The organism is Yinghuangia seranimata, from assembly GCF_029953285.1.
GTDB lineage: Bacteria > Actinomycetota > Actinomycetes > Streptomycetales > Streptomycetaceae > Yinghuangia > Yinghuangia seranimata.
In genome coordinates this window covers 61947-81726 of the sequence record NZ_JASAOI010000006.1, presented here as the reverse complement: position 1 = coordinate 81726, position 19780 = coordinate 61947, and the positions used below count along the sequence as shown (strand labels likewise).

General features: G+C 73.0%; 14 protein-coding genes and 1 pseudogene. 7 read left to right on the top strand and 8 right to left on the bottom strand.

Annotated features, from left to right (window positions below; genetic code table 11):
* Positions 1 to 295 precede the first annotated feature (295 nt).
* Positions 296 to 700, top strand: coding sequence for a pyridoxamine 5'-phosphate oxidase family protein (locus QI554_RS03890; RefSeq protein ID WP_281465830.1), 405 nt, complete (start codon positions 296 to 298; stop codon positions 698 to 700).
* Here the strand turns inward: QI554_RS03890 and QI554_RS03885 are convergent.
* The 6 genes from QI554_RS03885 to QI554_RS03860 form a co-directional block, all read right to left on the bottom strand.
* A complete protein-coding gene (locus tag QI554_RS03885) occupies positions 675 to 1922 on the bottom strand; it encodes an oligopeptide/dipeptide ABC transporter ATP-binding protein (RefSeq protein WP_281465828.1) in 1248 nt (415 codons plus the stop codon). The genes QI554_RS03890 and QI554_RS03885 overlap by 26 nt on opposite strands.
* A 209-nt stretch (positions 1923 to 2131) precedes the next feature.
* Positions 2132 to 3187, bottom strand: a complete 1056-nt coding sequence (locus tag QI554_RS03880) for an ABC transporter ATP-binding protein (protein WP_281465826.1) — start codon at positions 3185 to 3187, stop codon at positions 2132 to 2134.
* An 84-nt stretch (positions 3188 to 3271) separates the two neighbouring features.
* Positions 3272 to 4915: an ABC transporter substrate-binding protein gene (locus QI554_RS03875; RefSeq protein ID WP_281465825.1), complete on the bottom strand. Its 1644-nt coding sequence runs from the start codon at positions 4913 to 4915 to the stop codon at positions 3272 to 3274.
* Complete coding sequence (locus QI554_RS03870) at positions 4912 to 5868, bottom strand: ABC transporter permease (protein ID WP_281465823.1); 957 nt, start codon at positions 5866 to 5868, stop codon at positions 4912 to 4914. Before QI554_RS03870 ends, QI554_RS03875 begins: the two co-directional genes overlap by 4 nt.
* Complete coding sequence (locus tag QI554_RS03865; protein ID WP_281465821.1) at positions 5861 to 6820, bottom strand: ABC transporter permease; 960 nt, start codon at positions 6818 to 6820, stop codon at positions 5861 to 5863. The genes QI554_RS03870 and QI554_RS03865 overlap by 8 nt, the downstream gene beginning before the upstream one ends.
* A 173-nt stretch (positions 6821 to 6993) precedes the next feature.
* Positions 6994 to 7683, bottom strand: a complete 690-nt coding sequence (locus QI554_RS03860; RefSeq protein WP_281465819.1) for a biliverdin-producing heme oxygenase — start codon at positions 7681 to 7683, stop codon at positions 6994 to 6996.
* A gap of 278 nt (positions 7684 to 7961) precedes the next feature.
* Here QI554_RS03860 and QI554_RS03855 point away from each other — a divergent pair, with 278 nt between their 5' ends.
* The 6 genes from QI554_RS03855 to QI554_RS03830 all read left to right on the top strand — a co-directional run bounded on the left by QI554_RS03855 (position 7962) and on the right by QI554_RS03830 (position 17519).
* Positions 7962 to 8705 (top strand): neocarzinostatin apoprotein domain-containing protein, encoded by a 744-nt coding sequence (locus QI554_RS03855; protein ID WP_281465817.1) that lies wholly within the window; start codon positions 7962 to 7964, stop codon positions 8703 to 8705.
* 73 nt (positions 8706 to 8778) lie between these two features.
* A complete protein-coding gene (locus tag QI554_RS03850) occupies positions 8779 to 9096 on the top strand; it encodes a DUF2470 domain-containing protein (RefSeq protein ID WP_281465815.1) in 318 nt (105 codons plus the stop codon).
* Between the two features lie 197 nt (positions 9097 to 9293).
* On the top strand, positions 9294 to 10772 hold the full coding sequence (locus tag QI554_RS03845; protein ID WP_281465813.1) for an MDR family MFS transporter: 1479 nt from the start codon (positions 9294 to 9296) through the stop codon (positions 10770 to 10772).
* A 74-nt stretch (positions 10773 to 10846) separates the two neighbouring features.
* Positions 10847 to 12490, top strand: a complete 1644-nt coding sequence (locus tag QI554_RS03840; protein ID WP_281465811.1) for an AMP-binding protein — start codon at positions 10847 to 10849, stop codon at positions 12488 to 12490.
* A 25-nt stretch (positions 12491 to 12515) separates the two neighbouring features.
* Positions 12516 to 13730, top strand: a complete 1215-nt coding sequence (locus QI554_RS03835; RefSeq protein ID WP_281465809.1) for a HEAT repeat domain-containing protein — start codon at positions 12516 to 12518, stop codon at positions 13728 to 13730.
* Positions 13731 to 14030: 300 nt separating this feature from the next.
* Entirely contained in the window at positions 14031 to 17519 is a 3489-nt protein-coding gene (locus QI554_RS03830; RefSeq protein ID WP_281465807.1) for an AfsR/SARP family transcriptional regulator, read from the top strand.
* Here the strand turns inward: QI554_RS03830 and QI554_RS03825 are convergent.
* Positions 17456 to 17980 carry a discoidin domain-containing protein gene (locus tag QI554_RS03825; RefSeq protein ID WP_281465805.1) on the bottom strand — a complete coding sequence of 175 codons (525 nt, stop codon included), beginning with the start codon at positions 17978 to 17980 and terminating at the stop codon, positions 17456 to 17458. The two genes, QI554_RS03830 and QI554_RS03825, sit on opposite strands and share 64 nt — an antisense overlap.
* 120 nt (positions 17981 to 18100) lie before the next feature.
* Positions 18101 to 19108 (bottom strand): annotated as a pseudogene (locus QI554_RS43520) (hypothetical protein); the annotation flags it as partial.
* Positions 19109 to 19780 lie beyond the last annotated feature (672 nt).

Genomic DNA, 19780 nt, shown 5'->3' with positions numbered 1-19780 from the left:
AGCCCGGTTTTCCCGTGCACAGCGAGTACCACTCCGAGTAGCACTGCGCGGGATCACTCGAACACCCTCCGCCAACCGGGGGTTGGGATTCCGCTAAATCACGCGACTCGATCAATCCGCGAAATTGCGAATCGTTTTGTGGACCGCTCCGCGGCGTTCACCGAGCGGAAACTCGGGGCGCCCACCCGCGGCCCCGCGGGCATCCCGCGGGCGACGGTTCGCCCGGCACTCCGCTCGACGCAAAGGGGACTTTCGCCCCTGACCGGCCGGGGGCCGCGCGGGGATCCTGGAACACATGACGACCACACCCGCCCCCGTGCTCCACGAGCTCGCCCCCGCCGAGGCCCTCCACCTCATGGCCGGCGTGCCGGTCGGGCGTGTCGTGTTCACCGAGGGAGCGCTCCCCGCGATCCGCCCGGTGCACTTCTTCCTCGACCGCGGTCGGATCGTCTTCCGCATCGTCGGCGACGAGCGGCTGGTCACGGCCCTGCACAACAGCGTCCTGGCCTTCCAGGCCGACGACTACGACGCGGCGCGGGGCAGCGGCTGGACGGTCACCGTCACCGGGTACGCGGCCCGCGTCGACGCGGTCGCCGAGGCCGCCCGGCTGACGCACCGCTTCCCGCCGGCCTGGCACGAGGACACGTACGTGTTCGTCGTCGAGCCCGAGCTGGTCACCGGGCAGCTGCTGAGCCGCTGACGCTCCCGTCCACGGCCGTCTCCACGGCCGTCTCTGCACCCGTCTCCGTGCCGGCGTCCTCCGCGTGGTGGCACATGACGCGCACGCCGCCGAGCATCCGTTCCTCCGGTACTTCCTGAGCGCACACCTGGGTCGCCAGCGGGCAGCGCGGATGGAACGCGCACCCCGACGGCGGCGTCACCGCCGACGGCACCTCGCCGGCCCCGTCGGCGGCCATGTCCGCCGCGAGAGCGGGACCGGTGCGCGTCGGGTCCGGGCGGGGCACGCTCGCGAGCAGCATCCGCGCGTACGGGTGGCGCGGCGCGTGCAGCACCTCGGCCGCCGGGCCCAGCTCGACGACCCGGCCCAGGTACATGACCGCGGCGCGGTCGGCGAGCCGCCGCGCGATGTCGATCTCGTGGGTGATCACCACGATCGCGAGCCCCAGCTCGTCGCGCAGCCGCAGCAGCAGGTTGACGACGGTCGCCTTCACGCTCGCGTCCAGGCTCGCCGTCGGCTCGTCGAGCACCAGCACCCGCGGCCCCACCAGCAGCGCCCGCGCCAGCACCAGCCGGGCCAGCTCGCCGCCGCTCAGGTCGCGCGGCATGCGGTCCAGATGCTCCTCGGACAGCCCGACGCGCCGCACCGTCTCCACCGCGGCCGCCTCGCGCTCACGCGCGCCCGCCGCCAGGCCGTGCACGCGCAGCGGCTGGTGCAGGGCGTGCCGGATGCCGCGCCGCCGGTTGAACGCGGCGCGCGGGTTCTGCGTCACCAGCTGCACGACGCGCTGCTGCTCGGGCGTGCGCCGCGCGGGCAGTTCGGCGCCGTCGACCAGGACCCTGCCGACGGTCGGCTCGGTCAGCCCCGCGAGCATGCGCGCGACGGTCGACTTGCCGCACCCGGACTCCCCCACCACGGCCAGGATCTCGCCGGCCGCGACGTCGAACGACACGTCCTCGACAGCGTGCACCTGCTGCACCGGCCCGCGCTTGCCCAGCTGGCGCGGAACGGGAAAGTACCGACGGAGCTGATCGGCAGCCAGCACGGGCACACGCCCGCCGGCGGCCCGCGCGTCGCTGACCCCCGCCCCGGCCCCCGGCGCCGGCACGGCGTCTCGCGCGGCAGCGGCCTGCGCCGCGATCCGCGCCACGGCGGCCTCGCCCACGCCGTCGCCTTCCGCCCCATGCACGTCCGCCTCGGGCGCGACCCGCGGGTCGACACCGTGGTTCCGCTCGTCGGCCACATCCCCCACGGTCACAGCGGGACCCGCGCCGTTGGCCTGTGCGGCGCGTCTGTCCGTCTCGGGCGCGGTGTCCCCCAGGGTCACAGCGGGACCCGCGCTGTCGGCCTGCGCCGCGCTCGGTTCCCCTTCGACCCCGGTCCCAAGCACGGCGTCTCGCGCGGCTGCCTGCGGTTCGGGCTGACTTTCCGTCATCGCCCGTTTCGCGGCGCTCACTTCGCCTCCTCGTCGGGCACTCGGTGGCAGGCCACCCGGGTGCGGCCCACCCGGACGGTGGCCGGCATCGCCGTGTCGCACGCGGCCACGCGCTCGGCGCAGCGCGGCGCGAACGGGCAGCCGGGGAGCAGGTTGGCGCCCTCGGCGCTGCCCGGGATCGGGCGCAGCGGCCGGTCGTCCGGCGTCATCGCGGGCATCGCCGAGATCAGCGCGCGGGTGTACGGGTGCCGGGGGTTGCCGAACAGCTCGGCGACCGGCGCGGTTTCGACCAGCCGTCCGCCGTACATGACGCCGACCCGGTCGCACAGCTGCGAGACCACGGCGAGGTCGTGCGAGACGTAGAGCACGGCCAGGCCCAGCTGTTCACGCAGCGTCAGGAGCAGCTTGAGGACCTGCGCCTGGACCGTCGCGTCGAGCGTCGTGGTCGGCTCGTCGGCGAGCAGCAGGGCGGGCTCGTGGGCGAGCGCGGCGATCGCGATCACCAGGCGCTGCAACTGGCCGCCGGAGAACGCGCCGGGCAGGTCGCGGCCGCGGTCGAGCACGGCGGCCAGGCCGATCGAGGCGAGGGTCTCGCGGACGCTCGGGTCGTCGAGCCGCTCCCCCAGGTACCAGCGCAGTTGGCGGCCGATCGGCGTGGTCGGCGACAGCGACGTCATCGGCTGCTGCGGCACGAGCGCTATGCGGCGGCCGCGGATCGGGCGCAGCTCACGTTCGCGCAGCCGTGCCAGGTCGCGGCCCTCGAACTCGACGCCCTCGGCGTCCAGGCGGGCGCCGTCCGGCAGCATGCCGAGGATCGCCGAGCACACACTGCTCTTGCCGCTGCCCGACTCGCCGACCAGGCCGAACACCTCGCCGGGGCGCACCTCGAAGGACACCCCGCGCACCGCCGGGACCGCGCCGCGCGCCGACGGGTACGTCACCGACAACTCGCGCACGCGCAGCAGCGCCGTCCGCGGCACCGGGTTCGGGCCGGTGCCGGGCGACGGGTCGGACGCGGTGTCCGGCGGGGCGGCCGTGCCGGGCTTGGCGCCCGGTTCGAGGGTCGTGGCCATGGGGCTGTCCGTCCGAAGAAGGGGTGGTGTGATCAAGGTGAGTCGGCGGGCGAAAGTACGTCCTTCCAGTCTGCGGGGCGGCGGTCAGCCGGTGAACCTCAGCGTGTGCGGCGCGAGCCGGCAGATCTTCAGCTGGGCGGGGTTGACCGGGCTGAGCTCGGTGCGCTGCGCGACGACGAGTTCGGGGTAGAGGGGCGGGAAGATGACGGCGTCCTCGGCGAGTATCCGGTCGACGGTGCGCAGCGCGGCGGTGCGCTCGGCCGGGTCGGTGGCCTGCCACACGGTGTCGATGGCCTTGTCGACCTCGGGGTTCTTGTAGCCGCAGGCCAGCACGTTGGTCGACGACGCGGGCGCGAGCGTCAGGTAGTTCGCCGGGCCCGAGGTGAACCCCGAGGAGAAGGTGTTCATGAGCATGTCGTAGTCGCGCGACAGCCACTTGTTGGACCACGGGCCGCCGGCGAGTTGCTCGATGCGCACGTTCAGGCCGATCTTCGCCCATCCGGCGACCAGCACCTGCGCGATGTCGCGGGCGGTCTGGCTGGCGCCGACGGTGAGGGTGAAGTCGCGTTTGGCGGTGGTGGCCTTGGCGAGGAACTCCTTGGCCTTGGCCAGATCGGGGGTGGCCGGGTAGACGGACAGCGCCTGGTCGTGGCCGAGTTCGCCGGGGCCGATGGGGCCCTGTCCGGGGGTGCCGCGGCCGCCGTACACGCGCTGGAGCACGCCGTCGCGGTCCATCGAGTGGGCCACGGCCTTGCGGAAGTTCTCGTCGCTGAACGGCTCGCGCGCGACGAGCACGTAGGTGAGCACGTCGAGCGGCGCGACCGTCGAGGTGACGGCGAGTTCCTTGGCCTCTTTGAGTTTCTGGACGGTGGTCTGCGCGGGCGAGGTGATCAGGTCGATCTTGCCCTGCTTGAGGCTGATCGCGCGGGTGTTGCCGTCCGTGAAGACGGTGTACTCGATGCCCTTGAACGCGGCGCCGCCGGGCACGTCGGCGAACGGCGCGCGGAACTGGCCGCCGTGGTAGGCGTCGAAGCGGGACATCGTGAAGCTCTGGCCCGGCACGTACGTGTCGAGCTTGTAGGGCCCGGTGCCCATCATCGTGTCCTTGCGGGTCACGAAGTCCTTGTGGGTGACGGGCAGGTTCGTCAGGTGGGAGCGCAGCAGGCCGTAGGGCTTGGCGAGCACGATGCGGACGGTGCGGTCGTCGGCCTTCTCGAACGACTGCACGTAGCCGAGCATGTAGGTGATCCACTCGCTGCCCGCGGACAGGTCGAGCATGTGGACGAGGGTGGCGACGACGTCGTCGGCAGTGAACGGCGCGCCGTTGTGCCAGGTGATCCCGGTCTTGAGGCGGATCGTCCAGGTCAGCTGGTCGGCGGAGATCTGCGGCTCGCCGTCGGCGAGCAGCGGCACCGAGTTGAGCTGGTCGTCGTACGCGTAGAGGCTCTCCATCACCGCCTCGGCGATCCACCGGGTGACCTCGGCGCCGGAGTCGAGCGGGTTGAGGTTGGACGGCGCGGCCGCTACGCCGATGCGCAGCACGCCGTCCTTGTGCCGGTCGGCGACGCGCGCGCCGGAGTCGCCGCCGGAGCACGCGGTGAGCAGCCCGGTGCCGCCGAGCGCGAGGGCCGCGGTCATGCCGAGGAAGCCGCGCCGGCTCGGCCCGGCGTGCGCCGGGTCCGCTCCGCCGGTCGTCCTCGTGCGGGCCCACCACGGTCCGGGCGTCACGTCGTCTCCTCTGTCACGGTCGCTTTCGGGGGTACGGCGGGCACCGCGGGGGTGCCGCCGCCGCGCGGGGAACGCGCGAAGCGGGTGCCGCGGTTCCGGTCGCGCTCGCCGTACGCCTCGCCGAGCAGGTTGAAGCCGAGGATGCCGAGCACCAGGACGGTGCCGGGGAGGGTCGCGTACCACCACGCGTCGCCGAGGATCTGGCCGCCGGCGTCGGCGACCAGGTTGCCGAGCGTCGGGTGCGGCGCGGGGACGCCGAGGCCGAGGAAGCTGAGGCCGCCCTCCGCGAACACCGCGATGGCCATGGCGAGGAAGGCCTGGCCGAGCACCGGCGGCAGGACGTTGACCAGCACCTCGCGGAAGACGATCTCGCGGGCGGGCACTCCGAGGCCGCGCAGGTTGACGACGTAGTCCTCGCGCATCTCGACGACGGTCGCGCCGCGCGCGACGCGGGCGAAGTAGGGCACGAAGCCGACGCCGATGGCGAGGGCGACGCGCAGCCCGTTGCCGACCGTGACGGGGCCGAAGTGCATGTCGCCGGTGCCCATGAGGCCGATGACGAACATGACGAAGATGAACTGCGGCAGCGCCTGGACGGTTTCGACGCCGCGCATGAGCAGCGTGTCGAGCCGACCGCCGTAGCGGTAGCCGGCGGTCATGCCGATCGCGGTGCCGACGACGACCGCGAAGCCGACCGAGGTCAGGCAGATCCACAGCGACGTCCACGCGCCCTCGGCGGTGCGGGCGAGCAGGTCGCGGCCGAGGTGGTCGGTGCCGAACGGGTGCGCGGCGGACGGCGCCTCGGGGCCGAGCGTCACCAGCTCGGTCGGGCTGCCGTGCAGGCGGCCGACGGTGGCGACCAGCAGGTAGAGGAGGACGAGGACGAGGCCGGTCCATCCCGCGACGCCGAGGTGGCGCAGGTGGCGCGCGCGGAGACGTGGTCTTTCAGGCACGGGCGAGCCCCTGTCGGGTGCGCGGGTCCACGACGAGGTACAGCAGGTCGACGACGAGGTTCAGGAGCAGGAAGATCGCCGCGGTGGCGACGCAGCCGCCGAGCGCGAGCTGGTAGTCCTGGCGCTGGAACGCGGTGACCATGAGCTGTCCGAGCCCGGGGATCTGGAAGACGTTCTCGACGAGCACGGTGCCGGACAGCAGGCCGCCGATGAGCACGCCGGCCACGGTGAGAGTGGGAACGACGGCGCCGCGCAGCGCGACCCGGCGCAGCACCTGGGTGCGCGAGGAGCCCATGGCGCGGGCGAACGCGACGTGGTCGGACGCGTACGCCTCGACCAGTCCGCCGCGCAGCGAGCGGGTGACCATCGCGAACGCGCCCAGCCCGAGGACGAGCGCGGGCAGCAGCAGCACCTGCACGTTGCGGACCGGGTCCTCGGCGAAGCGCACGAACCCGCCCGCGCTGGGCAGGTAGTCGGGGTCGTCGACGGAGACCAGCAGCAGCACGGCGAGCCAGTAGCCGGGCAGCGACATCGCGACGACGGTGACGACGCGCGTGACGTGGTCGACCGTGCGGCCCTGGCGCAGTGCCGACCACGTGCCGAGCAGGACGGCGGGTATGCCGGCCAGCAGCGCGGCGAGGAACCCGAGTTCGAGGGAGACCGGCAGCGCGCGGCCGACCTGGTCGGCGACGTCGGAGCCGTCGTACAGCGATGTGCCCATGTCGCCGGTGAGCAGGCCGCCGAGGTAGTCGCCGTACTGGACGACCAGCGGCCGGTCGAGGCCGTGCGCGTGCTCGAACGCGGCGCGCGCGACGGGGTCGGCGGCGATCTGCGGGGCGAGCTGGTTGACCGGGGAGACCGGCGAGACGTGCAGGAGCAGGAACATGCCGCTGACGACGGCGAACATCACCACAAGCACGCCGAGGGCGCGCCGCAGGATGTACGTGGCCATGTCCGCTCCTGTTGAGTTGCCTCTGATGTCGCCGCCCGCCCGCCCGTCGCCCCCCACCGCCCATATTCGAGAGCGCTTCGCGCTCGCTCTCCTTTAGGCAGCCGTGAGGCGGGGGTGGAGTAGGTGTACTCCGCCATCCCACCTCACGGCCAGTACCGGCGTGCGGCCGGGTGTCAGCCCGCCTTGCGCCACTGCTCCATCTCGTCGCCGAGCTCGCGGAGCACGGCGCCGTTGACCTCGTACGCGTAGAGCACCTCCTGAATGATGCTCTCCCTCTCCTCGTCGTCCCACGGCGCGGTGTCCAGGGCGGTGCGGTAGGCGGTCTTGAAGGCGTCCAGGTCGCCGACCGCCTCGAAGTTGTAGAACTCGGTGCCGTCGTGGCCGGTCAGGCCGAAGTGCCGGCGCATCACCTTGGCGATGTGCTGGCCGCCCGACATGTCGCCGAGGTACCGGGTGTAGTGGTGGGCGACGAAGCCGCCCGGCCAGTCGAAGCACTTCTCCTTTATGCGCTCGATGTAGCGCACGGTGGAGGCGCTCGCCGGGTACGTCTCGCGCCAGCCGTCGCCGGCCAGGAAGGCCAGGTCGGCCTCGAGCGCGGCCATGCGGTCCAGCGTTTCGGGGCAGAACGGCGCCGCCACGTCGTTCCCGCGCATCACGGCGGACGCCTGCTCCAGCACCTCGTAGGCCCAGTAGTGCTGGGCGACCATCGCGGTGTACGCCTCGCGGGTGAGACCGCCGCGCATCAGGACGTCGAGGAAGCCCTCGCCCTCGGCACTCTGGTGACCCGACCAGGAACGCCTGCGGATCGTTGCGGAGAACGTCTCCTCAGCGGCGGTCTGCCCGGTGGTTTCGGTGGTGGTCATCGTGTGAGTCCCCTTGGAACGGCCCCTGGACAACCGCGAAACGGCGGCGCCAGGCGGTGTCGGTACGACAAGCTGCCGATCCGCAGTGTGTTGGGCTCCGTACGGCGCCGTCAAGAACTTGCCGACATCTTGTCGGAACGATGTCGGCGGTGGCATTCTCAGGCCCCAAGGGGTTCGGGGGATGGCCCCAGCGATGCGCGCCATGTTGATGAGGGTAGCCTAACCTCCGCAACGAACGTACGCCGGTGTACAGCCCGTTGACCTGGGAGTTAGCCGTAGTGACCACAGTCTCGACCCGCCGCTCGCGCGCAGCGGGAATACTCGCCGCCCCGTTCCTCACGCTCGCGCTGCTGGCCGCCTGGCTGGTGGTCGCCGCGACCCCCGCACATGCCGACACCGCGTCGATCACCGTGTCGAAGGCCACCGATCTGAACCCCGCCGGCGAGACGCTCACCGTCTCCGGCAAGGGGTTCATTCCGGGCGTGCAGCTCTTCGTCGTGGTGTGCGACCCGGCGCAGCCGGCCGGCAAGGCGTGCGACATGGCGAACTTCAAGATGGCCTCGGTCGACGCCGGCGGCGGCTTCGTCGCGGAGATCAAGGCGGCCGCGAAGTTCGGCGGCACCGACTGCACGGCCATCCCGTGCGCCGTGCAGACCAGCCGGGTCGGCAACGGCAAGGACCGCACGCAGGAGGCGCTGGCCGCGATCGGTTTCACGGGCGGCGTCGCGCCGTCGCTGCCGGCCAAGCCGCAGGAGAACGCGGGCGGCCCCGGCTCGATGCCGCCCGCACCGGGCGGCACCCCGCCGACCGCCGCGCCGAGCGCCGGGGGCGACCTCGGCCCGGGCGCGGAGAGCGTCCCGCCGCAGCCGGGCGCGAGCCTGCCCGACCGCTCGGCGAGCAAGGACGACAGCAGCGACTCGTCCCACACCGGCGTGATCGTCACGATCTTCGTCGTCGTCGGCGTCCTCGTGATCGGCGCCGGGGCCTACGCGTTCGCCAAGCGCCGCAAGAACCAGGCCTGACCGTGCCGGACCGGCCTGGTCCGCCGCCCGTACCGCCCACGACAGTCCACGCTCTTCGCCGGAGGCGACGACCATGACCACCGCCAACCCGTTCGGCCCGGATGTGATCGCGGCCGTCTGCAAGCACATGAACGAGGACCACCCCGACGACAACCTGCTCATCTCGCGTGCGCTCGGCGGCCAGGCCGCCGCGACCTCGGCGCGGATGACCGGCCTGGACGGCACCGGCGCCGACTGGGTCGCGGTGGTCGACGGTGCCGAGGTGGACGTGCGGGTGCCGTGGGCGCGGCCGCTGACCGAGCGCCGCGAGGTGCGGGTCGAGATCGTGCGGATGTACAACGAGGCGTGCGCGGTGCTCGGCGTCGAGCCGCGCCAGGAGGGCGAGCACTGAGTCCGCGGTGCCGGTGCCGGTCGGCTCCGGCACTGCCTGACACGCCCCTCGGCGGGCACTGAAACACTCGTGGACTGAAACACGTGTGTCATGAGCCACAAAGCGCGGCCCGGCGGAACATTCCGCCGGGCCTCGTTTGTTGCGCTCCATCGGCGCAATCGCGCAACACCCCGTCGAGTCCGAGGAGCGGCCTTGTGATGTCTGTGACGTCGTCATCCCGCCGATTGCCCGCGCTGAACCAGAAGGTCGTGGTCGGCGCGGTTTTCGTGGCCGCGATGTTCGTGAACATCCTGGACATCACGATCATCAACGTCGCGCTGCCCTCGATCGGCGCGGACTTCGGCGTCCACTCGTCGCAGCTGGGCACCGTCTCGGTCGGCTACCTCGTCAGCCTCGCGGTGTTCATCCCCGCGTCCGGCTGGCTGGGCGACCGGTTCGGCACCAAGCGGGTCTTCCTCGTCGCGCTGGCCATCTTCACCGGCGCCTCGGCGCTGTGCGGGCTCGCGCAGAGCCTCGACCAGCTCGTGTTGTTCCGCATCCTCCAGGGTGTCGGCGGCGGCATGCTCACGCCGGTCGGCATGGCCATGATGTTCCGGGCCTTCCCGCCGGAGGAGCGGGTGCGCGCGTCCCGCGTCCTGATGATCCCGACCGCCATCGCCCCCGCGCTGGGTCCGGTGCTCGGCGGCCTGCTCGTCGACAAGGCCTCGTGGCACTGGGTGTTCTTCATCAACCTGCCGGTCGGCGCGCTCGCCCTGGTGTTCGGACTGCTGTTCCTGGACGAGCACCGCGAGCCGGCCGCCGGCCGCCTCGACCTGCTCGGCTTCGCGCTCTCCGGCGCCGGGCTCGCGCTGCTGATGTACGCGCTCAGCGAGGGCTCCGACAAGGGCTGGGGTACGCCGCTCATCCTCGGCACCGGCATATCCGGCCTGGTGCTGCTCGCCGCCATGATCTGGCACGGCCTGCGCTCCAGCCACCCGATCCTGAACCTGCGGCTGTACAAGGACCGCCTCTTCGTCAGCACCAACCTGGTCTCGTTCCTGGGCTCGGCCGGCTTCCTCGGCCTGCTGTTCGTCTACCCGCTGATGTGCCAGCAGGCGTTCGGCTGGTCGGCGCTCAAGACCGGCCTGCTGACCTTCCCCGAGGCGTTCGGCGTGATGATCACCTCGCAGGTCGTCTCCCGCATCTACCCGAAGATCGGCCCGAAGCGCCTGATGGCGGTCGGCCTGACCGGCATCGCGGTGGCGGGCGTGCTGCTGACCCGGGTCACCGCGGACACCCCGCCGGTCGCGTACGTCGGCATCCTGTTCTTCACCGGCGTCTCGCTCGCGTTCAACATGATCCCGATGCAGGCCGCCGCGTTCGCCAGGACCAAGCCGGAGGACAGCGGCAGCGCCTCGACGCTGTTCAGCACCCAGCGGCAGGTCGGCTCGGCGCTCGGCATCGCGGTCCTGTCCACCGTGATGGCCGGGGTCGGCGTGTTCACCACCGGCGCGGGCGGGGTGTCGACGCCGAACCTTGACGCGTACCGCGCGGCGTTCTGGACCGCCGCCGGCATCGCGGTGCTCGGCGCGCTGGCCGCGCTCACGGTCCGCGACAAGGACGCCGAGGCCACCATGCGCAAGGCCACGCCCGCCACGCCTCCCGCGGTCACCGAAAACGATGCCGTAACGGCCTGACCTCCGACGGGGCGGGCGGGTAGGTTGCCCTCGAATCGGGCGCAATGCCCGCCCGCCCGACTGCGGAGGTCACCATGCAGCACGCGCTGTCGTACGCGTCCGGGCCGACGGACTCGCCGCTGCTGGACGAGACCGTCGGCGCGAACCTCGACCGCACCGCCGCGACCCACCCGGACCGGCCCGCGCTCGTCGACCGCGCCGCCGGGCTGCGCTACACGTACCGCGAACTCGCCGCGGCCGTCGACGCCTTCGCGCTCGGCCTGCTCGCCCGCGGGATCCGGCGCGGCGACCGGGTCGGGATCTGGTCGCCGAACCGCGCCGAGTGGGTGCTGACGCAGTTCGCGACCGCCAAGATCGGCGCGATCCTGGTGACCATCAACCCGGCGTACCGCACCCACGAGCTGGAGTACGTACTGCGGCAGGCCGGCATCCGCATGCTGGTGTCCGCGCCGGCGTTCAAGACCAGCGACTACCGGGCGATGGTCGAGCAGGCCCGGGCCGCGTGCCCCGACCTCGAACAGGTCGTGTTCCTCGACGGACCGGACTGGGACGACGTCGTCGCCGCCGGGCGGGCACTCGACGCGTCGGCGCTCGCCGAGGCAGCGGCGGAGCTCGCCCCCGGCGACCCCATCAACATCCAGTACACGTCCGGCACGACGGGCTTCCCCAAGGGCGCCACGCTCTCGCACCGCAACATCCTCAACAACGGCTGGTTCGTCGCCGAGCTCCAGCGGTGGACCCACGAGGACCGGGTGTGCCTGCCGGTGCCGTTCTACCACTGCTTCGGCATGGTCATGGGCAACCTGGGCGCCGTCGCCCACGGCTCGTGCATCGTGATCCCGGCCCCGGCGTTCGACGCCGCCGCGACGCTGCGGACGGTCGCGGAGGAGCGCTGCACCGTGCTGTACGGCGTGCCGACGATGTTCATCGCGGCACTCGCCGAACCGGACTTCACGTCGTACGACCTGTCGACGCTGCGCACCGGTGTGATGGCGGGCGCGCCGTGCCCGGTCGAGGTCATGAAGCGGGTCATCGACGACATGGGCATGGCCGACGTCACCATCTGCTACGGCATGACCGAGACCTCGCCGGTGTCGACGCAGACCCGTGTCGACGACAGCCTCGAACAGCGGACCGCCACCGTCGGGGCCGTTCACCCGCACGTCGAGATCAAGATCGTCGCGCCGGACACCGGCGACGTCGTCCCGCGCGGCACGCCGGGCGAACTGTGCACCCGCGGCTACTCGGTGATGACCGGCTACTGGAACGAGCCCGACAAGACCGCCGAGGCGGTCGACGCGGACGGCTGGATGCACACGGGCGACCTGGCGACCATGGACGCGGACGGCTACGTGGCCGTCGTCGGGCGGATCAAGGACATGGTCATCCGCGGCGGCGAGAACGTCTACCCGCGCGAGGTCGAGGAGTTCCTCTACACGCACCCCGACATCGTCGACGCCCAGGTGATCGGCGTGCCCGACGCCAAGTACGGCGAGGAGCTGATGGCCTGGATCAAGGTCCGGCCGGGCGCGGATGCGCCGACGAGCGAGTCGATCCGGGCGTACTGCGCGGGACGGCTGGCGCACTACAAGATCCCCAGGTACGTGCACGTGGTCGACGAGTTCCCGATGACCGTGACAGGCAAGATCCGCAAGGTCGAGATGCGGGAGGCGTCCATCGAACTGCTGGGGCTGGACGGCGGCGCGGAGACCCGGTGACGGGCGGCGGCGCGGGGGCCGGGCGGTGACGGGCGGCGGCACCGCGAAGGGCACGCGCACATACGCGTGGCTGAACCGGGACGAGGCACCACACGCACCGCTCGACGTCCTGATCGAGGCCCTGGAGTCGGGGCGCGCCAAGTACCCCGTCAACATCGCGTGCGAGCTGATCCACCGTCGCCCGTCGGAGGCGGCGCACGCCGCGCTGCGCGCGCTGTCCGAACGCGCCGACTGGTACCCGGCGGCGGCGGTGCTGCTCGGCCGGCTAGGCGACACCCGCGCGGTGCCGCTGCTCGCCGCGTGCGCCCTGGGGTCGGTGACCCGGTCGGCCGACGGCACGGTCCGCCTCGGATGCGCGGCCGAGGTCTTCCAGGCGCTCGGCATGATCGGGGGCGGCGAGGCGGAGCGGGCGCTGCTGGACGTCGCGGAGGCGTGCCTCGGCGCGACCGCGCTCGCCCGGCCGCCGTGGTTCGACCCGGTCGGGGCCCTGGTCGCCGCGCTGTGCACGGTCGGGACACCGCCGTGCGTCGACGCCGCGCTGGCGTTCACGTATCTGATGGAACGGCCATGGGACGCCTCCGTCATGCGGCGGATCGCCGAGGCCGCCGATGCCCGCTTCGTGCCGTTCCTGGTCGAACAACTGGCCGGGCCCGACCTCCGGTTCGCACTGCTCGGCCTGGAACGCGTGGCGACGCCACGGGCGTTGCCCGCCCTTTTGCGGATCGTCACGGACGGACTCGGCACGCGCGACGACCGGTACCGCGCCGCACGCGCCGTGACCCGCCTGGGGAAGGACGGCTGGGACGACGTTCTCCTGCTCGTGCGGGACACCCGCGACCCGTCCGTGCGCGTGGCGCGTGCCATGGCGTGGATGTTGGGCGAGTTCCCCTGGGAGGACTTCGCGTTGCACCACCTGCGCCGGCTGCTGGTGCACGACGACCCGGGCGTGCGGGCCCGTGCCGCCGACTCGCTGGGGCGCGGCTGGGCCGCCGAACCGGAGTCCCCGCCCACCGCGCTGTCGGCCGGACAGGCGGCTCGGCAGCTCGACGAGGTGGTGTCCGCGCTGCTGTTCGCCCTCGGCGACGAGGGCCACCGCACACGGGCCCGCGCGTCGACCGCCTTCGGGCGGGTGCGGCATACGCGCGCGGTGCCGTCGCTGCGCTGGATCGCCGAGACCGACCCGGTGCGGTGCGTCCGCGACGCGGCCTCGGCGGCGCTGCGAGTGATCGAGACGGACTGATGGCGACTGATCGGGACCGACCGGGACCGATGCGGAGCGTCGCGGCGCATCGCCGGAACCGGCCCGCAGGTGATCAGCGTCTCGACACGTGACCTGCGGCTCGGGGAACGGTCCTACGGCAAATAGGTAGTGGGCTACTCATGCGTCACCTACCTGGAATCGGGGATCTTCCCTCACGGGCACCGCCCTTGCCTGAGCGGTCCGAGGGCGGTGCCTCCGCACGGGGCTGACGGGGATGCCGCGTGCCGCAGGGGCTCGCCCGGCACCGTCCCCGCCGGGCGGGGGAAAGGGGGATGCCGCATGCGCGGACACGTATCGGCCACGCCGCACACCGACGCCATCCCGAGGACCCGGCTGCTGAGGCGGCTCGCCCAACCCCGGCGCAGCCCGCTCACCCTGCTGGTGGCCCCGGCCGGATACGGCAAGAGCACCCTCGTCGACCAGATCGCCGCCGACCACGTCGGCCTGGTGCTGCGGTGGCGCCCGCGGCGCACCGGGGCGGCGGTGACCGGCCTGGTGGACGTCCTCGTCGGCCAGCTCCCGGGCGGGACGGCGACCACACCCGGCGGCGACGTCGACGACCTGCTGCACCGCGCGGAACGGCACCGCGACCCGGTGCTGGTGGTGGTCGACGACGTCCACCTCGTCCACGGGTCCGACACCGAGGCCGCGTTGGAGGACCTCGCCCTGCACGCCCCGGCCAACCTCGCGGTACTCGCCGCCGGCCGCCGCATGCCGGCCCTCAACCTGACCCGCGCCGAACTCGCCGACACCGCGATCGTCGGGCCGCCGGAACTCCGGATGAGCCGCGACGAGATCCACGAACACTACGACCGCGCGGGGGCGACCCCCGCAGACCGGGCCGAAGTCGCCCGCGTCGCCGAACACACGGGCGGCTGGCCCGCGTTGGTCCGACTGTCCCCGGGCGCGTACAGCAAGACCCCGCTCCCCGCGACCACCGCGGGCTACCTCGACCGCGCCGTCCTGCGCGACACCCCGTCCCCGCTCGTCCAGTTCCTCGAACGCACCAGCGGCCTCGAACGCCTGGAAGCCGACCGCTGCGACACCGTCCTCGGCAGCTCGACAAGCGCCTGGCGCCTCGACGAACTCGCCCGCGAATACCGCCTGGTCGACCCGGACGACGGCGGCTACCGCTGCGTGCCGGTCCTGCGGGAACACCTCCGAGCCCGCGACCGCAGCCGCACCGTAGGAGGCTGGCGCACCACCACCTGGACCGCCACCACCCGCCGCCGAACCCCGGACTCCGCCGCAGTCACCCACCGCCTCGGCGCGACAACACCAACAGCCCCCTGGCACCCGACCCCACCGCCGAGCCACGACGAGACACACGCCGTCGACACCCCGCCAGGCAACCGCCTCTGGTCCGACCCCCGCACGGGACGCCTCGGGGCGCGGGAGGGCACGAGGCCCCACGAGCTCCGGCCCGAACGCGGTCCCACGGACGAACGAGCACGACCGGACTCCGGCGCCGCACGCGTCTGTGACGAGCCGCGGACGGCCATCGGCCCCCGCCCGGACGCGGTCGGAATCGAACGCAGGCGCGCGGGTGCCGGCACATGGGAGCGCGCAGACGCAGACACCGGAGCCCGCAGCGGCACAAGCGCGGGCACATGGGACGGCTCGGACATCAGCGCGAGCGAGCGCACGCACGGGCGTGAGGATTCAGGCACTCGCGCCCGCACGACGCCCCTGACGTGGCACGGCTCAGGCACACGCGCGAGCAACGCGGAGGCGGCAGAGGGCTCGAGCTCTCACATCGACACCACCGCAGACGGATGGGACGACGGCTCAGGCACTCCCCCGGGCCGGACCTGGCAGGGCTCAGTCATGAGCGCGAGCACAGGTTCCAGCGCGTGGGAGCGCACGACCGCAGCAGGCGCACACGTGTCCGCCGGAGTGCCCGGCAGTCCAGACGCGCGCGAAGGCCTGACCGACGGTGCGTGGCACAGCTCAGGCACGAGCATGAGCAACGCGCGGGTGACGGAGAGGTCGCGCTCCCACGGCAGGAGCACCGCAGACGGCTGGGGCGGCTCAGGCACTCGCCCCGACACGACGGCCCTGGGGCGGCAGGGCGCGGGCGCGCATCCAGGCACGAACGATCTCCTGGGCGCTGATGCGTCGGACAGCGCCGGCTTGTGGGGAGCCGTCGACACATCACGCGGCACAGGCCGCCTCGGCCCCACCCACGGCCCCAGCACTCCGTCGGAGACCCCGCCGGCGAACCTGCGACCGCGACCCGACGCCGCCACGGCGGGTCAGGCCGACGACGCGTGGACAGGACCGGGCGCAGGCATCGGCATAGCCGCAGAACCGTGGCACGGGACAGGCGCAGGCACTCGTCTCGACGGGAACCCGTCGGAGGACTCCAGCGCGTGGGGAGCCGTCGACACATCACGCCGCACAGGCCGCCTCGGCCCCACCCACGGCCCCAGCACTCCGTCGGACACCCCACCGGCGCACCGGCAACCGCGGCCCGCCCCCGCCACGGCGGGTCAGGCCGACGACGCGTGGACAGGACCGGACGCGGGCATCGGCATGGCCGCAGAACCGTGGCACGGGACAGGCGCAGGCACTCGTCTCGGCGCGGACTCGTCGGAGGGGCCCAGTTCGTCGGCAGACGCCCGCACATCGGGCCGCTCCGGCATGGGCCCTGACGTGGGCCCGGGTGGGTGGGACAGTTCTGACAGCGGCGCGAGCGCAGTCACCGGTGTGAGCACTCATCGGGGCGCGGGAAATCGTCCGGGCGGGGGCACCGGTCTGGGCATGGGCACTCGTCCGGACGGGGGCACCGGTCCGGGGGTGGGTACTGGTCCCGGCGTCGCCACTCGTGCAGGCATCGGCACTCGTCTGGGGGCGGGCTCGGCTCAGGGAGCTGACTCGTCGGAGGGGGCCGGTTTGTCGGGGCGGGGGTATGTGCCTGGGCAGCGGGATGGTGGGCCTCGGTCTGTTGCGGCGTTAGCCGTGCTCGGGCCGCCTTCGCCGAGTCTGCGGGTCACGTGCTTCGGGGCGTTCGGGCTCACGCTGCCCGACCGGGAACTGGACTGGTCATCCATCCGGCCCCGGGCGCGGGCGCTGCTGCGGTTGCTGGCCGTGCACGCCGGGCGCCCCGTGCATCGGGAGCGGCTGATCGAGGCGTTCTGGCCGGACCGGGGCGAGCGGGCCGCCGCGCACAACCTGCAGGTCGCGGTGTCGGCACTCCGCACGTTCCTCGAGCCCGGGGTCGGACGCGGCGCGGCACGGCTCGTCGTGCGGTCCGGTGAGACGTACCGCCTGGACCTCACGGACGCCGTCTGCGACCTCAAGCGCTTCGAGGACGCCGTGGCCGCCGCCCGTCGTGCCCGTGGCCAGGGCGACGACGAGCGCGCCGCGCGCGAACTCGGCGTCGCGCTCGACGCCTACCGCGGCGAGCTCCTTCCGGAGGACGGGCCCGCCGAGTGGGTGCTGGAGCACCGGGACCACTACCGGCGCGAGGCCGCCGGTGCGGCGTTGGGCCTGGCGGAGATCGAACTGCGGCGCGGGCGCGCGGCGGTGGCCGTGCGGGCGGCCGCACGCAGCCTGGACATCGACCCGTTCCGGGACGCAGCCTGGCACGCACTGGCCGCGGCACACCAGTCCACCGGCGACCGCGCGGCCGCCGAACGCGCCCGTCGGGACCACCGACGGATGCTCGCCTCGCTCGGCATCGACGACGAACCGGCGGGAGGTCAGGGCCTCTTGAAGAACTCCACCTCGGCGATGGCGACCCGCCGGTCGGCCGTCTCGCCGTAACAGGCGCCGACCGTGGCCCGGATGCGCACGACGTCGCCGAGGGCGAGGTGGAACTTCTGCTCGCCGGGCTTGTCGGTGAGCGTGAACGACCGGTTCACCGTGCGCCCGTCGGACGTGGTGACGGTGAACTGCAGCACCCGGGGCCGGGCCTGGGCGAGGAACTGCTCCGGCACCGTCGACACGCCGGGGTGCACGACGATGTCGGTGAGTCGGAAGGCGTTGGCGAAGTCGCCTTCCAGGTACTGGCCTTGGCCACAGCCGGGAACGGCCGGGGACCAGTAGCGGTCGCTCGTCCCGTCGACGGCGAGCGCGGCCGGGTGCGCGGGGTCCTCGCTAGACGCGCGCACCGCGTCGGCGTGGATCGGCTGCGGGTCGGAGAACCGGTCCTTAACGGTGTCGACCCACCCAGCGATCGTCCCGTGGAACACGGCGGCGAGCGCCGCGAGCAGCCCGATGAACACACCCGGAACGATGAACCTGGGCCTGCGCAGCCGCCGTTGGCGCGGCCGGTCGCCGGCGACGTGCGTACGCCGCCGCCGGAACCACGACGGCCGCGCCGCGACCGGCGCCTCGGCGAGCGCAGCCCCGCACCGTCGGCAGAACCGCCGCTCGGGGGCGTTCCCGGCACCACAGGACGGGCACACGAGCTCACCGGGCGCGGGAGGCCGGTCCTCGACGACGCGAGCGACCGGAGCCGGGGCGGGTGCGGACGCGTACGCGGCAGGCCGAGCCTCACCGGGTCGAACGGGCGCCGCCGTCACCCCTGTGGTCACGGGAGCATTGGTCGGACGCGGAGGCGCTGCGGCAGCAGGTGGGGTGGGTGGGGCCTCACCGGGTCGGACCGGTGCGGCGGCCGCACGGACGGGCGGGGCTTCACTCGGCCTGGCCGGCGTGGCGGCGCCGGGACCCTGGGGAACGCCGGTCGGGGGCGGCGGCACAGCGGCCGCAGGCCCGGCGGGCGGAACACCGCTGGGAGCGACGGGCGCTGTGCTCCCGCCGCCCGTCGGACGCGGCGGCACAACGACGGGAGCGGCTGCCTCAACCTGTCCGTTCGACTCGTCAGCTGGCGAGGGGTGTTCGGGGCGTCCGGCAGCGCGCTCATTCGCCTGAGGGCGCGGAACTGTAGTGCCTGTAGCGCCTGACGGGCGCGGTCCATCACCAGCGGGACAAGCCACGCCGCCGTCATGCCCGCTCCCACGCCCCGCCTCGACCACCGGCGATCCGGGTCCGGACTCTGCGGAGGCCGGTGGCGTAACCGGTTGCGGAGGCACGACACGCTCAACGGGCTCGACGGGCCGCTCGACGCGTCGGGAGGGCGACGAGGTGGGCGCGGGAGGTGCCGACAACCGTCCTGCCGATGAGGCCTCGCTCGGAGCCGACTCGGCGCGCCCAGACGCCGGGACGATCACCGACGAACTCTGGGCAACCGCGGACGTCGACGCTGACGCGGCCACGCCTGCACTCGGGGCAGCTGCCTGCACCGAGCCGTTCGCATCCGCCGCAGAGTCCCACGCAAGGTACGCCCCGCACGCGCCGCAGAAGCTCTCGTCCTGACTGCACGGATGCCCGCAGGCTTCGCAGTTGCCCATCGGCGCGTTCTCCTCTCGGGGTGACCGATCCACGCTGGCGGACACGGGCCGGGAGCCGAAAGGTGCGCCGGGGCTGCCCTCAGGGTGCGCCCGGCTGCCCGTTCGCGCAGCGGGCTGACCTGAGGTGTACGGGGGGTCGGCCCACTCCGTCGCGGCGGCGCGTCGTCGGCGTGCGAGCCAGCCGCCATCCGCGTTGCCGGCCTCGCCTGTTGCAGCGTGGACGTCGAAGACCATGCACGGTCCCCCGGCCCGTCTGCCGGCGGTGGCCTGGCGCCCCGGATTTGATGGTCCGCGCGGCCGAACGGCTGTCAAGCCGCGATGGATCTCCTACGAACAGGTGGCCTGTCGCGTGCTGTTGGGGGCGGCTTGACAGCCGCCCGCCCGCGCAGACAACCCGGCAGCTATCGGGAGGGGCGCGGGGTGTGAACGCGCGCGTGCCTGGGTCCGCGCTGCCGGGCTGCGGTCCCAGCGTGGTGGGCGGCGCGGCTTCACGCCGAGTGTGCCGCGCTGCCGGGCTGCGGTCGCCGACCTCTCATCTCTCACTGACAACGGTTTTCAAAAGAACCAGATGGCAACATGTGGCCATTTGGTTCTTTTGACGCAAAGCCAATAGGCATTCGGGCGCCCCAATGCCCCGATTTGGTGCGATATAGGAACCTTGAAGCGTGGTCA

Coding starts and splice junctions, on each gene's coding strand:
- QI554_RS03865 (WP_281465821.1), bottom strand. CDS start 6,820: ATGGCCACGTACATCCTGCGGCGCGCCCTCGGCGTGCTTGTGGTGATG.
- QI554_RS03890 (WP_281465830.1), top strand. CDS start 296: ATGACGACCACACCCGCCCCCGTGCTCCACGAGCTCGCCCCCGCCGAG.
- QI554_RS03880 (WP_281465826.1), bottom strand. CDS start 3,187: ATGGCCACGACCCTCGAACCGGGCGCCAAGCCCGGCACGGCCGCCCCG.
- QI554_RS03860 (WP_281465819.1), bottom strand. CDS start 7,683: ATGACCACCACCGAAACCACCGGGCAGACCGCCGCTGAGGAGACGTTC.
- QI554_RS03840 (WP_281465811.1), top strand. CDS start 10,847: ATGCAGCACGCGCTGTCGTACGCGTCCGGGCCGACGGACTCGCCGCTG.
- QI554_RS03845 (WP_281465813.1), top strand. CDS start 9,294: ATGTCTGTGACGTCGTCATCCCGCCGATTGCCCGCGCTGAACCAGAAG.
- QI554_RS03830 (WP_281465807.1), top strand. CDS start 14,031: ATGCGCGGACACGTATCGGCCACGCCGCACACCGACGCCATCCCGAGG.
- QI554_RS03850 (WP_281465815.1), top strand. CDS start 8,779: ATGACCACCGCCAACCCGTTCGGCCCGGATGTGATCGCGGCCGTCTGC.